This window comes from Shinella sp., assembly GCF_052438155.1.
In the GTDB taxonomy this organism is placed as follows: Bacteria; Pseudomonadota; Alphaproteobacteria; order Rhizobiales; family Rhizobiaceae; genus Shinella.
Map to the genome: position 1 here is coordinate 124,471 of NZ_JBQVPI010000011.1, position 13,942 is coordinate 138,412.

Below are 13,942 nucleotides of genomic sequence, written 5' to 3' on the forward strand. Positions count from 1 at the left end.
CAGACGATTTCCGGCGGACCGGCGGCTTGTGCGCATGAGATCGAGCGGAAGACGCCCGCCTTCAGGCGGTAACCAATGCCGGACCATCGGCCCTTGCTCCAGTATTCACCTGTCGGTCGGGATTGGTCACCGCGATAACGCGCATCCGGCTGTCGCATGGCGGACCGGCCTATGTGGTCCGCCTTCGATCATCTGATCGCGAAGAGTTTTGATCGAGCCACGCCTTCGCGATCTCCACATCCACTCCCGCGACCTCGATCAACTTATCCGGATTGAGGATTCGAAGACGCCGGTATTGAAATTGAACGATTCCCTCCTTCCGCAGGGAACTGAGGACACGGTTGACATGAACGAATGTCAGGCCCGTCGCATCGCCGATCTGTTCTTGAGTTAGGGGAAGCGCCATCTCTTCGATGCGGTTGCCGGGCCATTGCGCCCGATATCGCGTGAACAGCTCCAGCAGGAGATGGGCGACGCGCTCTCGTGCCGAGCGACGCCCGATACTCGTCAGGTGATCGAAGGCAAGATCGCGTTCGCGCGCTACAGATTGCGCGAGTCTCAAGCCGATTTCCGGGTCTTCCCGCAGGCGCGATTTCAGAACGGACATCGGAACGACGGAAACGACTACGTCCGTCAGGGCCTGCGCGCCGACGTTTGAGGGCATGTGACCGGACGAGAGCACCCCCAGCACTGCGCCTGGCAATGCGAAATGCACGATCTGTCGCCGGCCATCGGGAAGCAAGGAATATACCGCTATCCAACCGTCAAGAAGGTTGAACAAAGAACCGGTAGTGGACCCAATACCGAGGATTTCGTTGCCTGCGTCGAATTTTCGGTCGCCGGTCCTGAACCCCCGAATGAGGCGGTTTGCATCGATCGGAGGAGACACGGCGCCAAGCGAAGCAGACGTATGGGTGCCGTGACTTGAGAGCGTCAAAGCCTTCGATGATTGAGGAACAATGGCATTTTCGGCGTTTGAAGCGCCGTCTGCTGGGGGGTTGTTTGGCAGCAAGCTGCTCCAAGCGCCGTTGATCATGGCCAAATTGGCGCTTTGAAATGATCGGGCGGGCTCGGGGGAGAAAAAAGAGCGATCCAAGTTCATGTTGCACCTCCGGGGCGCGGAGCCCGTCTCGGTGGCTATCCGAACAGGCAATCAATCCTGACGTGAGGACCTGTGCGCCGACGCAGCTTTGCGCCGGGGATCAGGTGGGCGCGAACACGACAAATCTCCAGGAACCAGAGTGTTGATCCAATCTGGCGACAGGGTTTTAGCCGCGGAACGCCGCCTAGAGGATTTGATTTCGGGGTACGGGAGGGTCGCGGCCAAGAATGAACGACCGCAGGCAGGTTTGCCTTGGCGCAAATGATTTGGTGGTCCAGGAACCGATGATGGTGAGTCCGCCTTGGTAAGTGCATAGCGGTGCAAAGCACGGAGCGCAGATGGCTTTGCAGCAACTGGCGTCGGTCGGGCAGTCTTCCTGGGCCGCTGCAGAGGCCCTGAACTCGGCGTTCGCAAGCCGGATTTCGGTGCCGGACGGCGTGAAATCACCGTTATGCGCCATGGCTGGCCCGGCCTGGATCGCCAGAACGAGCATGCAGACCATCAGTGCTGCCAAATACCTGAGCATTCCTCGATTCCGCAATCGAACGGCTCGCCCTTTCAACATAGAGCGAATACCCCGATCCGGAACACATACTATATGTACAGCCACCTCAAATTGATTCAGATCAAGGTCCAGGGCGGAGGTTCGCGGCAGGGTGTCAATTCGTGTCGGGAACGCGACCAATCCGCCGGGACGAGGGTCGATGTGCTTGATCGAGGTTAAAGTGCGGCGCGCAAGGTGATGATTTCGTCACATCCAGAAACTTGTTCCAGCGGGTCACGCATGTCATCGATGGCGCTGTTGCGGGCAGATCGGAAGACCTGGGTTGCGGTTCTCGTCGCTCGCACTCGACGACGGACGATGCTGAGCCCATTCTTCGCAAAATGCGACGGAATCCTGCTGGTCGATCCGGTCACTCGCTGCCGCGACTATATGCCGAATGCCGACCGCACCAGTGAGGCGACATGCGCGATGATCGCGATCAGCAGCGCAACTAGACTCGTGTGCGGCTTCATCGCAGACGCGGACCGCGATCGGCTCGTGCTATGCGGAGTAGATGTGAGGATCGGTTCCTGCTCTTGTCCGGTCGACGATCTGGTTTGCGGATTCGAGGCGCTGCCACATGCCTAGTCCATGGGCCACAAGGGATCTGCCAAGCTCTCCTCAATAGCGCGCCGAATTGTGTCGACGGGGAGCGGCGTGTCCGTTCCCGATCAAAGCAGTGATGGCGTAGCTCCTCTGGCCACCGAAGCCCTCCACATTGATGTGCGAGAGGTCGAACCGGATCCGTCCAGGTTGGCCTTTTGGCGAACCGCGCAGGGTAGCCTCGTCGTTCCCGACACCTTAATCGAGATTAAAGACTCCCCCAGACGGCCATTGCTATCTCAACAGTAGTTGCCTCGCGGTCGGCTTACAGGCGGTGTCGCGGCACACATGCACCTGCCGAGGCCACGCGCGATACTGGAGGAGCAATATGGACCAGAACTCTGATAGGCAAACGGGCGGTAACGCTCAACGATCCAAGCTTACAGCGAGCAGCGTCGCCTTCTATGGCTTTCTCGCAATCGCCGCCTTTTACCTCATCACGGAGCATCGTGCTCACACTCTGGGCTGGTTGCCTTGGCTTCTCATTCTGGCTTGTCCGGTACTCCATATCTTCATGCATCGGAAGCATGGCGCACATGGACATAATCATCACGAAAGGCGTGCCGACCAAGATAGCCGCTGACCTCCAATGAATCAGCTTCAGATAGCGAGAGCGCAGCATGACCAACGGCACTTCGAATCGCGACATGCCAGATCCGAAACCCTTTACTCGCTGCGCGACTCGTCGTTGCACGGATACGAGCGAACGAGGGGCGACGGTGATCGACGCGGGTATCAGACAGCTTGGACCCGAACAGTGGCGCGAGCCGTTGGATTTGGCATCTCCTGAATTAAACGGCCTCGCGCCTCGTAGGAGGCTGCTGACATGGCTAGGCGACCACCTGCAATAGAGCTGCGTCACCTTAACACCTTTGTGGTCGTGGCCGAGCATGGCAGCTTCCGCAAAGCTGGGGCGGCCATCGGGCTATCGCAATCAGCGGTCAGTCGATGTATTGCTGACCTTGAGGATCAATTCGGCGCCTCGCTGTTTCACCGGCACACCTGGGGGATCTCGCTGACCCATGCAGGGCAACGGTTCCTTGGACGGGCAAGACAAATTCTCAGAAACGTTGACGACGGAGCCGAAGATATTGCTGCCATAGGGCGTTCTGAAAGCGGCTTCGTGAGGATCGGAATATTCTCATCGATTGCCTCGGGGTTTCTCGCAGAACTATTGCGTGCATATCATCGCGCGCATCCGAGGGTTCAGGTTGAACTCATCGATGGCAATCCTTCAGAGCATGTGGCGGCGATTCGCCAGTTTTCTCTTGACGTCGCCTTCCTTACCGGCACCCGCCTCTGGTCTGATTGCGACACCTCGTACTTTTGGTCTGAGCGCGTCTTTGCGGTTCTACCGGAGGATCACTCGTTAGCCGCGCGCGACGAGGTAGATTGGACCGACCTCGTTGATGAAACTTTCATCGTGAATGACGTGGCGCCCGGCCGAGAAATTCATGACTACCTGGTTCAGCGCTTGGCTGGTCTGGGGCAGCACCCCGAGATTACCGTCCATTTTGTCGGACGAGAGAACCTGCTCCCACTCGTGGCTCTGGGCCGCGGATTGACGGTCGTTAGCGAGGCGATGACTGCGGCTCAGTTCCCCGGCGTGTGCTATCGGGCAATTCTCGGGGAAATCTTGCCATTTAGCGGCGTATGATCTCCACGTAATGACAACCCGGCCTTCCGAAGGTTGCTTAGCATGGCGCGTTCTATGGCAACGTCGTGGTCTCCGGGCTCGACAGGGTCAAACGCGGAATAGCGCGCCCTCTCCCGAGCCTGTGTAAGATGCAGGGATTGGTCGGGCGGCTCAAGAAGCCGCCCGACAGGCGTTACTTGCCACGATCGGCGAGCCATTTCTTCATCATCGCGATCTCGCCTTCCTGGGCTTTGATCACGTCTTCTGCGAGCTTGCGGACCTCAGGGTCGCGACCGTACTCGAGAACGACCTTTGCCATGTCGATAGCGCCCTGATGATGGGGAATCATGCCGCGCATGAAGTCAACATCGGCATCGCCTGAATAGTCCATCAGCATGTTCTTCTGCATGCTTTCCATGACGGCCATGTAAGCCTTGGTCGAGAGTTCGTCCGCGGCGGACATGTCCATGCCCTGCATGTTCATGCCGGGCATATTGTGTCCCTGCATAGCGCCATTGTTATCCATCTGGGTTTGAGCAAGTGCCAGGCCCACGCTGATGGCGATTGCGCCACCTATGAAAATCGGGGTTAGCCTGTTCATCGTTTCATCCTCATCAGGTCGCGGCCGCAGGATAGCCGGCTTCTTCCAGAACGCGTTCGATATCGGCGATGGTCGCCGCCGTCTCGACCTTGACCGTGCGAGCGGCGGGGTCCGGCTTTACCGTAGCGTTCGGGTCGACGGACTGGATCGCCTTTGTCACCGACTTGGCGCAGCCGCCGCAGGTCATGTTTTCGATCTTGAGCAGCATGAGAAATCTCCTTTGTTCGGCTCTCATGCTGAACAAGATGGGCCTTCCAACGATGGTAAGGTCAAGGGTCACATGCAAGGATTTATTCTATTGACCTTCCTATCGTTGGAAGCCTGATCCTCCTCCAAAATTTGATTCTTCGAATAAGAAAGGAAGAGGCGATGAATGCCCCCGTCCGCACCAATGAGATGTCTGAAGCTATATCGCTGCCGATAGAGGGCATGACCTGCGCGTCGTGCGTTGGCCGAGTCGAACGAGCCCTGAAGGCTGTTCCCGGTGTCGAGGCCGCATCGGTCAATCTGGCTACGGAACGCGCGAATGTCACCACCAGATCATATGTTGACAAGGCAATTCTGATCGAGGCGATCGAGAAGGTCGGCTATTCGGTGCCGTCCCAGGCCGCAGGGCCGACCGGCCTCGTAGAGCTGTCGATCCAAGGCATGACATGCGCGTCGTGTGTCGGGCGGGTCGAGCGCGCCTTGAAGGCTGTTTCAGGGGTTACCGAGGCAGTGGTCAATCTGGCCACGGAACGGGCCACGGTGCGCGGCGGCGCCAACACGGCTGAGTTGATCGCCGCCATCGCAGATGCTGGCTACGAAGCCGAGGTAGTGCGCGCAAATGCCGGCCCTGACCACGAGGATGCAAATGCCGAGCAAGCGGAGAGAAAGGAAGCGGAGCGGCGCGAACTGGCCCGTGATTTCACGATGGCTGCGGTGCTTACAGCTCCAGTCTTTCTCATGGAAATGGGATCCCATGTCATCCCAGGCGGTCATGCATTGATCGAATCGACAATCGGCATGCAGTGGAGCTGGTACATCCAGTTCGTGCTGACGACCCTCGTGCTCTTCGTTCCGGGCATTCGCTTCTATGACAAGGGAATTCCAGCCCTCTGGCGGATGGCGCCCGACATGAATTCACTGGTGGCGGTCGGTTCGCTTGCTGCCTACGGCTACTCCTTGGTTGCAACCTTCGCACCGGGCTTCCTCCCGCCTGGAACGATCAACGTTTATTTCGAAGCTGCGGCAGTCATAGTCACTCTCATCCTGCTTGGCCGCTTGCTGGAAGCCCGTGCCAAAGGGCGCACGTCCGAGGCGATCAAGCGGCTGGTCGGCCTTCAGGCAAAGACTGCGCGGGTTCGCAGGGATGGCAAGACGGTCGACTTGCCGATCGGTTCGGTGACTTCCGACGACATCGTTGAGGTTCGCCCCGGCGAACGCATTCCCGTCGATGGTGAAGTGGTCGAAGGTGATAGCTATGTCGATGAGTCGATGATTACCGGAGAACCTGTTCCGGTCTCGAAGGCGATCGGTAGCGTGGTCGTGGGCGGCACTGTCAACCAGAAGGGCGCCTTCGCTTTCCGGGCGACGGCGGTCGGCGGGGATACGGTTCTGTCGCAGATCATCCGTATGGTGGAGGAGGCACAGGGTTCCAAACTTCCCATCCAGGCGCTGGTCGACAAGGTAACCATGTGGTTTGTGCCAGCGGTCTTTGTGGTAGCGGCGTTCACTTTTGCTTCCTGGCTGTATTTCGGGCCGTCGCCCGCCCTCACCTTCGCGCTGGTCAACGCTGTCGCCGTCCTGATCATCGCCTGCCCCTGCGCCATGGGTCTGGCTACGCCGACGTCCATTATGGTCGGCACAGGCCGCGGTGCGGAGCTGGGGGTCCTCTTTCGCAAAGGCGAGGCGCTCCAGTTGCTGAAAGACGCCAGTGTGGTCGCCGTGGACAAGACGGGTACGCTAACCGAAGGAAAGCCGGCCTTGACCGATCTGGAACTTGCCGCAGGCTTCGACCGACCCGAGGTTCTGGGTACGGTGGCTGCTGTCGAGGCGAAATCGGAACATCCAATCGCGCGGGCGATCGTGGATGCGGCCGCTGCGGAAGGCGTTCGGATGCCGGCGGTGTCTGACTTTGAATCGGTAACAGGCTTCGGTGTGAAAGCTTTGGTCGAGGGTCGGCGCGTCGAAATCGGCGCTGATCGATACATGGTCGAGCTCGGTCATGACGTTGCGCAGTTTAGCGAGACGGCCGAACGTCTCGGTAACGAGGGTAAGTCGCCGCTCTATGCTGCGATAGAGGGAAAGATCGCGGCGATCATCGCAGTGGCCGACCCGATCAAGGAGACCACGCCCGCCGCAATCAAGGCGTTGCACGGTCTTGGCCTGAAGGTTGCGATGATCACCGGGGACAACATGCGCACCGCCAAGGCCATCGCCGCTCAACTCGGGATCGATGACGTGGCGGCGGAGGTGTTGCCGGACGGCAAGGTTGATGCGGTTCGCCGTCTCAAGGAACAATATGGCAAGGTGGCCTTCGTCGGCGACGGAATCAACGACGCCCCGGCCTTGGCGGAGGCGGATGTAGGTCTCGCCATTGGGACGGGCACGGACATAGCAATCGAAGCCGCCGACGTCGTACTGATGTCAGGCAGCCTGCAAGGCGTGCCCAACGCGATAGCGTTGTCGAAGGCGACAATCGGCAACATTCGACAGAACCTATTCTGGGCATTCGCTTACAATACGGCGCTCATCCCTGTGGCGGCGGGCGCGCTTTTCCCCGGATTCGGTATCCTTCTCTCGCCCGTGTTCGCGGCGGGCGCGATGGCCTTGTCGAGTGTGTTCGTGCTGGGCAATGCCCTGCGGCTTCGTCGCTTTCGGGCTGCTCATTAATAAAGGGTGACGCCGCCTGCCAAGGACGGTGTCCACTACGAAGGGAAATCGCTCATGAACATTGGACAAGCATCCAGAGCATCCGGCGTTTCGGCCAAGATGATCCGCTACTACGAGCAGACCGGCTTGATACCACGGGCAGATCGTACAGGGTCCGGCTATCGGGACTACTCAGATACAGACGTGCATATGCTGCGTTTCATCCGTCGCGCACGCGACCTTGGCTTCTCCGTCGCTGAGATCAACGGACTTCTGGAACTGTGGCGGGACGAGTCGCGCCAGAGTGCGGAGGTCAAGCGGTTGGCCGAGGGTCATATCGCGGAACTTGAGAGAAAGATCCAAGCCTTGCAGGAAATGGCACAAACACTGAAGATGTTGGTTAACGCCTGCCGTGGCGACCATCGCCCTCACTGTCCAATTCTTATGCGCCTGGAGACCGATGAGGAGGACGAGGATGTGTCGATTAGACCGCGCAAAGGCGCAGTCGCTGGCATTTCCGAATGAGTGCCGCTTTTGGGCGGCACTCGCTTGCGGGTTAATAGAACCGTTGCCTGACGCCGAGGGCGGTGTTGGTCCGTGCAATGGAAAACTCGGCATTCTGTGTCAGGCCAGACAATGCGCGAATGGCGTCGATCGTATCAGGAATAACGATCGCTTGATTGTCCACCATGTAGGCGTAGAAGAGCTCATCCCGCTCGGTGCGCAGCATGTCCTCCCATAGCGCGACTTCATATAGGTTGCCGAACGGCCTATGGAGGTCAGCCATCAGTTCCTTGATCGTGTTGATAGCGGTGAGGCCGTCGGCCGTTCGTACCAGAGCTATCCGGGACGACGCGCGGAATGCGTCAAGGACTTCCTCCTTCTCCGCATTTCGCGTGAGCTGCACCGACCAGTAGTGCAGATGTGCAATTGTCTCCGGCACCTTCACGGCCATGGTCACGACATCCAGATCCGGGTCGACTTTCTGGGCATCTGGACCCTGATGGCTAGGTATCTCGGGCTCGGGAACGAGCGTATTCATTATGCCGCCAAGGTGGCTTTCCCAAGGGTCCGTTGCCCGTCTCAGCAAGGTGCCGCGAGCGCGCTTCAGCAGACCTGCCTGCTTCAGAGCGGTCAGCGTTCGGACGATAGACGTGGTGTTGCACGACACGACGCGGGTCGCATCACGTCCGACCGCACTGGCGAAGGAGCTTTCGGCGACAAAGGAATGGCCTGTGACCGAATGCTTTTCGCCGCCATGGACAATGAACTTGATGCGGCGAGATTTGTAACGCTCGACGTTTGCTGCGGCGACGTGCTTCGGAGTGCAATCGACAACGATGTCGGCTTTGTCAAGGAGATGATCGAGCGTGCCAGAAACCTCAAACCCCGCGTCCTTCAGGCTGAGAACAGCTTCTTCCGAGGCACCGTACAGGGTGACGTCCTTTTGGCTGAGGGTTCGCAAACGCCAGTCGCCGACGACATCGCACACACCTGCGAGCTCCATGTCCTCTTGTCGAAGCACCGCGTCCACGACACGTTTGCCAATAACGCCGAAACCGTTCACCGCGACGCGAACAGAAGTTCTATGTGTCATTTTGCTCTACCTTTTTCGTGATCTAGCGCCGTCGCGTCCTTCAGCAATGGCGGAAGGTGGATAGGTCAGGCCGGCAATTAGGGGCGTGCTTTATCGGCCGGCGGGCCAAGAAAGCGAGGGATGAAGCCGGGGACATCCCGCATGTACCGCTCATATTCGCCGCCATGCTCCGCAATTGCCTGCCGCTCCTCAAAACGAGCGAGGCGCCAGTACATGACGACCAGGAAAGGAAACATTCCCAGGGTCAGCAGTGTGGGCCATTGCAGGAGAAAGCCGAACAGGACGAGCACGAAGCCGGCGTACTGCGGATGACGAATCCAAGCATATGGCCCGCTCGTGGCAAGTATCCGAGTGCGCTGAGCTTCATACAGCACCTTCCAGGCGGCCGAGATGAGAACGAATCCCCCGCCGATGAAGACAAAGCTCGCTATGTGGAACGGTCCGAAATGTGGATTGGAGCGCCAGCCAAAAAGTTCTTCCAGAAGATGCCCGGCATCGTGCGAGAACCAATCGATGCCGGGATAGCGCGACTGCAGCCAGCCCGAGACGAGAAATATCGTCAAGGGAAACCCGTACATCTCGGCGAATAGCGCGACGATGAAGGCGCTAAAGGCCCCGAACGATCGCCAATCGCGGGTTGTCGAGGGTTTGAAGAATGAAAATGCGAAGAAAATGAAGACCGCTGAGTTGAGAATTACCAATGACCAAAGGCCGTATGCAGGAACCTCGCTATCCATGGTGCAGTCTCCGGGGGTGATGCGTATAGATGTGGCGTCCAGGCGATTTGCTGTTGATCCCAGCATGCGCTGCCGAGCACCGTGAATCTTTGATGTGGATTAAGTTCTGGCTCGGCCCCAAAGCTCCCGTCCGTGATCTCGTATGCGTGGGCACGCGCTGCTGGTGGTCAAGAGTTCGAGACAGAAGTTGCACGCCCTTCGGAACCGACCAGCGTTTCGAGAGTTCAGTACCCATACCATGTAGGGGTATTGGCATGTGCGACAAAGACAGGAGCAGTATTCTGGGTGGCGTCGCCTTAACCGCCTGTTTTAGCCGACTTGATATTCGGATTGTCATGACCGAATTCCCTGCCGCCCACTTCAGACGCCACCGCTTTCCTGCCGAGATCATCACCCATGCGGTCTGGCTGTGTTTCCGATTTCCGCTCAGTTTACGCGACGTCGAAGATCTGTTGGCCGAGCGCGGCATCAACGTCTCATTCCAGACCGTCTCGGAATGGGCGGCGAAATTTGGCTTGAAGTTCGCCAATCAGCTCCGACGCCGCTCACGAGGCCAGTTTGCCGACAAGTGGCAGCTCGATGAGATGGTGGTGACGATCAAGGGAAAGAAATACTGGCTGTGGCGCGCCGTCGATGCCAACGGCTACGTTCTCGACGCCCTCTTGCAAAGCCGAAGGAACAAGGCAGCAGCCTTGCGTCTGATGCGCAAACTGCTCAAGGGTCAAGGTATCGCCCCGCGCGTGATGCTGACCGACAAGCTGCGTTCCTATTCGGCTGCGAAGGCGGATTTGATGCCGAAGGTCGAACATCGCTCGCACAAGGGATTGAACAACCAGGCTGAAAATTCCCATCTTGCTGTGCGACGACGAGAGCGGCGCATGATGCGCTTCAAGTCCGCGCGGCAATGTCAGCGTTTCGTCTCCACTCACGGCCAGATCGCCAATCTCTTCCTTCTTCACCGCAAAGACTTGACCGCCGCAGACCATCGCCAGCTTCGCACTCACGCCATCTCGACCTGGCGGGAAATCGCTTTGTCGATTGATGCGTGAAGTTCAGGTCGAAGAGACTACCGCATCCCAAACTCGGTTAAGGCGACGCCACCATTGCGATGCATGTTCGGTGATGGTGCTCTCGATGTAATCGAGATTGCCGAGCGTAAATGCCGTGTAGCGCGCGCGCATCAGGGCTTCAGCGGTCGGCGCAGGTTGCTGGCCAGCAATGTGTCGACTGCAACAGGTCGCAAATTCCTTTGCGGAACCGCAGGGGCATAGCTGCAGTGATGGATTCTGAATAGTGTACTGCGACATTGTTTTTGCTCTCTAAAAGATTGGACTGGCCGAAAGTAATCTACCGGCGTAAGGGCGCGATCTTAGCCAGATCGTTGCGAATGGATGTCGCTGCAACGCTGGCCTGTCCCATCGCATGGCAAATCTGATCGAGACCCAGCAACAAATCCCCCGCAGCATATACGCCGTTCACCGATGTCCTCTGATGTCGGTCAACAATAGGGCATCCTTCGTCTGAAATATCTGCCCCAATACTGACCGCAAGATCCGACCGGATCGTTGTACCAAGTGCAGGATAGAGACTGGCAAATGCACGGGCGCCCTCGGGTAAAGAAACTTCAATTAAATCCGGCTTTAGGCTATATCCGAAACAGGGCCCATCAAGGAGTTCGATACCTGCAGATTTTGCTCTGGCGCACTGACTATGGTCAAGCTGATGTGGCGCATCGGGGGAAATAAGGGACAGGTTTGAGGTGAAACTTCGTAAGAATTCGGCCTCTCTAAGTCCATACTCGCCCGTTCCAATCACACCAATCCGACGATCGGTGACCTCATACCCATCACAAACCGGGCAATAGCGCAACAAACCGCGCGCTAAGGCTTCATCATGAATAGCTTCAGCCATCTTTGGGCGCGTGTTGACGACACCGGTGGCGAGCAGAACCGTTTTTGCACGCCATTGATGGAACGCCGTCTTTGCCACCAGAAGCGATCCAACTTCCGGCTTCAGGGACAAGACTTCTCCGGCATCAAAACGAGCGCCATACAAGGATGCCTGATCCCGCATGCGCGCCAAAAGTTCGCTTCCAGCAATGCCGCCGGAAAATCCAGGGTGATTATGAGTCACTGGGATCATGGCTGCCCGACTTCTGCCACCGTCAACAAGAAGAACTGAAAGATGAAACCGCGCAAGATAGATTGCTGCAGTCAGGCCGGCTGGACCGCCACCGATGATGAGACAATCGTAATCTTCGATGTTCTGAGTCGTATTCACAGAAGCCTCCAATTTGAGCGGACCAAATTCGATCACGCGTATAGCAATACTGCTCAGAGCCAGATACGGGCGACTAGCGTGCAGAAAACGGATCAGCCAAAGCTGCCGCAGGGCGACTTATAGGGTAGTTGATGTCCGATACACGCTGGGCAAGCTTAGCCTCGCCATTCTGCTTCAGGAGGGCCCTGAAACTCGGATGCATCCCGCCGTCTTGATACGCAAGCGGCTCTAACGCCTTTTTAGATAGCAAATTGAAGGCACTCTCGTCCTTTCGCATTTTGGCAGCCACCAATGCGTCGGGCTGGTCGCTTCTCATTGGACACGTCGCCAACGGATCAACAGGTTGTTGGCTGTTGAAATCCGCGTCGAAGACATAGCGTTTCTCGCACATGGCGACCCTTGGCTCACGCTTCCTGACATCGAAAATGTCATACCCCTGCTTGAGGTTTTTCCAGAACATCAAGTTTTCGTCATCTCGGTGTGCTGCAAGGTTTTCCGGTGTCATATGGAAAGGAAACGCCTGAACCTGGATGGCTTTTTGTCCCGCTTTCAATGCTCTTTCTATGACGGCGTAAATTTCACCAACACCTTGATCGGTCAATGCAAAGCAACCTGAAGATGAGCATGCCCCATGCACCATCAGTGCCTCTCCGGAGTAGCCCAGCGCGGCTTCGAGCGGGTTGGGATATCCGAGATTGAATGAAAGATAGAACTGCGATTTGGGGTTCAGGCTGCCCTGAGTAACCCGGTAAAAACCCTCCGGAGCCTGCCGGTCGCCGGTTTTGGTTTTGGGGCCCAACTTTCCAGACCACCGACACATGGGAAAAACTTTAAGAAGCGCGTACTTTCCGCTGCTGTCGATTTTCCAGACCTCAAGTTCACTTTCCATTTTGAAGATGCGAATCAGAACAGGGCTGTCCGGCTCCATTCCTTTCGTTCGCATATCAGCGAGAACGTAGGCGGGAATTTCCCGGGAAGGCTGACCCAGATCGTCCAGCGACATCTGAACGCAACCGCTGAGGAACGCTGAAAGCGTGAGAACGGCCAAAGTAGTTAGCCATCCGACGGTTCCAAAAGCCCTATTTTTATAGTTTGTAAATCGCATCGGCTGCTGCCACAATGCACTGATAGACCCACACAAGGTCATGACGTCCCTCTTCAAAAACCTAAAAAACCAGGTGGAAATTTAAGTTAGAAGAATGGGAGGACGCTGAGTAACAGACACTTTTTGCCCCGGGAACACGCGCGCGGATGCAGTAATGAAAACGGTATTCACGCCGTCATCGGGCGGTTGAGCAGAAAAAACTACAAACAAACCGTCTGGCGGGCAGTGATTGACAGACCGACTTTCGCCACCGTTTGCATGATGTCTCACTGCCTTCACTGAGCTTTGCGAGGCGGTTGAGGCGGTCGGTCCCGACTTCTGCCATTCAAGTCCAACATCATAGCCGTTGCACGGCACATAGAGCGCGGCAAACAACATAAGAGCGATGATGGCTTTGATCAGTCCGCGCATCGGATCCGTCATATGGATATTGGTTCATTTATGACGACCATGAGCAAAAACGCTACGCGCGTCAATGCTACAGGAACTGTTGGCAGTATTCGCTTGGGACAGCAAAATTCTCAAAGCCCATTTTCGGGATGCTCCAAGTAAACGCGTTGACCTTCCAACCGCGGAAATTCTCGTGACGCTTTATTTTGGACCAGTTGGGCTCCTGGTCTACGTCCTTGCCGACAAGGAACCGGTGCCTGGAACCCACGAAGAGTTAATGAAGCCTTTGTGGAAACAATGAGTCGGGAGCACGATCCACTGCGTGGCGGGAGATGGGACCGGCATCATCATTGCGGCGGTCATTAACGCGGTTCTCGGTCTCCCCATGTGGCTGGATATCATTATCGAATAGGTCGCAGGTTTTACCATCGGCCTTTTTTTGTTTTTTAGGCAATACTCACAGAGCACATGATGCGCGGCAGCTTGGGAGAATG

General features: G+C 57.2%; 16 protein-coding genes. 6 read left to right on the top strand and 10 right to left on the bottom strand.

Features of this window, described 5'->3' with window-relative positions; translation table 11 throughout:
• Window positions 1-169 precede the first annotated feature (169 nt).
• Together ACT6VE_RS20215 and ACT6VE_RS20220 are read right to left on the bottom strand one after the other, a co-directional pair.
• The gene (locus ACT6VE_RS20215; RefSeq protein ID WP_225246838.1) at window positions 170-1,102 is read right to left on the bottom strand and encodes a Crp/Fnr family transcriptional regulator; all 933 of its coding nucleotides are present in this window, start codon (window positions 1,100-1,102) and stop codon (window positions 170-172) included.
• Between the two features lie 184 nt (window positions 1,103-1,286).
• Window positions 1,287-1,628 carry a hypothetical protein gene (locus tag ACT6VE_RS20220; RefSeq protein ID WP_112828955.1) on the bottom strand — a complete coding sequence of 114 codons (342 nt, stop codon included), beginning with the start codon at window positions 1,626-1,628 and terminating at the stop codon, window positions 1,287-1,289.
• A gap of 949 nt (window positions 1,629-2,577) precedes the next feature.
• On the opposite strand from ACT6VE_RS20220, the gene ACT6VE_RS20225 reads away from it, so the two are divergent.
• On the top strand, window positions 2,578-2,832 hold the full coding sequence (locus ACT6VE_RS20225; protein ID WP_080843331.1) for a DUF2933 domain-containing protein: 255 nt from the start codon (window positions 2,578-2,580) through the stop codon (window positions 2,830-2,832).
• Window positions 2,833-3,075: 243 nt separating this feature from the next.
• Window positions 3,076-3,906 carry a LysR family transcriptional regulator gene (locus ACT6VE_RS20230; RefSeq protein WP_444800255.1) on the top strand — a complete coding sequence of 277 codons (831 nt, stop codon included), beginning with the start codon at window positions 3,076-3,078 and terminating at the stop codon, window positions 3,904-3,906.
• 172 nt (window positions 3,907-4,078) lie between these two features.
• On the opposite strand, the gene copM is transcribed toward ACT6VE_RS20230, so the two are convergent.
• Window positions 4,079-4,486, bottom strand: coding sequence for a CopM family metallochaperone (gene copM / locus ACT6VE_RS20235; protein ID WP_080843333.1), 408 nt, complete (start codon window positions 4,484-4,486; stop codon window positions 4,079-4,081).
• A 13-nt stretch (window positions 4,487-4,499) separates the two neighbouring features.
• On the bottom strand, window positions 4,500-4,694 hold the full coding sequence (locus tag ACT6VE_RS20240) for a heavy-metal-associated domain-containing protein (protein ID WP_080843334.1): 195 nt from the start codon (window positions 4,692-4,694) through the stop codon (window positions 4,500-4,502).
• A 161-nt stretch (window positions 4,695-4,855) separates the two neighbouring features.
• On the opposite strand from ACT6VE_RS20240, the gene ACT6VE_RS20245 reads away from it, so the two are divergent.
• Together ACT6VE_RS20245 and cueR are read left to right on the top strand one after the other, a co-directional pair.
• Entirely contained in the window at window positions 4,856-7,360 is a 2,505-nt protein-coding gene (locus ACT6VE_RS20245) for a heavy metal translocating P-type ATPase (RefSeq protein WP_112828961.1), read from the top strand.
• A gap of 54 nt (window positions 7,361-7,414) precedes the next feature.
• Window positions 7,415-7,864 carry a Cu(I)-responsive transcriptional regulator gene (cueR, locus tag ACT6VE_RS20250; RefSeq protein WP_080843336.1) on the top strand — a complete coding sequence of 150 codons (450 nt, stop codon included), beginning with the start codon at window positions 7,415-7,417 and terminating at the stop codon, window positions 7,862-7,864.
• Between the two features lie 31 nt (window positions 7,865-7,895).
• Here the strand turns inward: cueR and ACT6VE_RS20255 are convergent, their stop codons facing one another.
• Together ACT6VE_RS20255 and ACT6VE_RS20260 are read right to left on the bottom strand one after the other, a co-directional pair.
• Window positions 7,896-8,936, bottom strand: coding sequence for a type II glyceraldehyde-3-phosphate dehydrogenase (locus ACT6VE_RS20255; protein ID WP_080843337.1), 1,041 nt, complete (start codon window positions 8,934-8,936; stop codon window positions 7,896-7,898).
• A gap of 77 nt (window positions 8,937-9,013) precedes the next feature.
• On the bottom strand, window positions 9,014-9,673 hold the full coding sequence (locus tag ACT6VE_RS20260; RefSeq protein ID WP_080843338.1) for a methyltransferase family protein: 660 nt from the start codon (window positions 9,671-9,673) through the stop codon (window positions 9,014-9,016).
• 335 nt (window positions 9,674-10,008) lie between these two features.
• Between ACT6VE_RS20260 and ACT6VE_RS20265 the strand changes: the two genes are divergently transcribed.
• Window positions 10,009-10,722: an IS6 family transposase gene (locus ACT6VE_RS20265; RefSeq protein WP_444800295.1), complete on the top strand. Its 714-nt coding sequence runs from the start codon at window positions 10,009-10,011 to the stop codon at window positions 10,720-10,722.
• A gap of 3 nt (window positions 10,723-10,725) precedes the next feature.
• Here the strand turns inward: ACT6VE_RS20265 and ACT6VE_RS20270 are convergent, their stop codons facing one another.
• From ACT6VE_RS20270 to ACT6VE_RS20285, 4 genes are all read right to left on the bottom strand, one after another.
• The gene (locus ACT6VE_RS20270; protein ID WP_444800256.1) at window positions 10,726-10,980 is read right to left on the bottom strand and encodes a YchJ family metal-binding protein; all 255 of its coding nucleotides are present in this window, start codon (window positions 10,978-10,980) and stop codon (window positions 10,726-10,728) included.
• 40 nt (window positions 10,981-11,020) lie between these two features.
• Complete coding sequence (locus ACT6VE_RS20275; RefSeq protein ID WP_337797023.1) at window positions 11,021-11,953, bottom strand: NAD(P)/FAD-dependent oxidoreductase; 933 nt, start codon at window positions 11,951-11,953, stop codon at window positions 11,021-11,023.
• Window positions 11,954-12,026: 73 nt separating this feature from the next.
• Window positions 12,027-13,100: a L,D-transpeptidase family protein gene (locus tag ACT6VE_RS20280; protein ID WP_444800257.1), complete on the bottom strand. Its 1,074-nt coding sequence runs from the start codon at window positions 13,098-13,100 to the stop codon at window positions 12,027-12,029.
• Window positions 13,101-13,139: 39 nt separating this feature from the next.
• Window positions 13,140-13,469 (bottom strand): hypothetical protein, encoded by a 330-nt coding sequence (locus tag ACT6VE_RS20285; RefSeq protein ID WP_444800258.1) that lies wholly within the window; start codon window positions 13,467-13,469, stop codon window positions 13,140-13,142.
• 301 nt (window positions 13,470-13,770) lie between these two features.
• Here ACT6VE_RS20285 and ACT6VE_RS20290 point away from each other — a divergent pair, with 301 nt between their 5' ends.
• A complete protein-coding gene (locus tag ACT6VE_RS20290; RefSeq protein ID WP_428411784.1) occupies window positions 13,771-13,860 on the top strand; it encodes a hypothetical protein in 90 nt (29 codons plus the stop codon).
• Window positions 13,861-13,942: the final 82 nt, after the last annotated feature.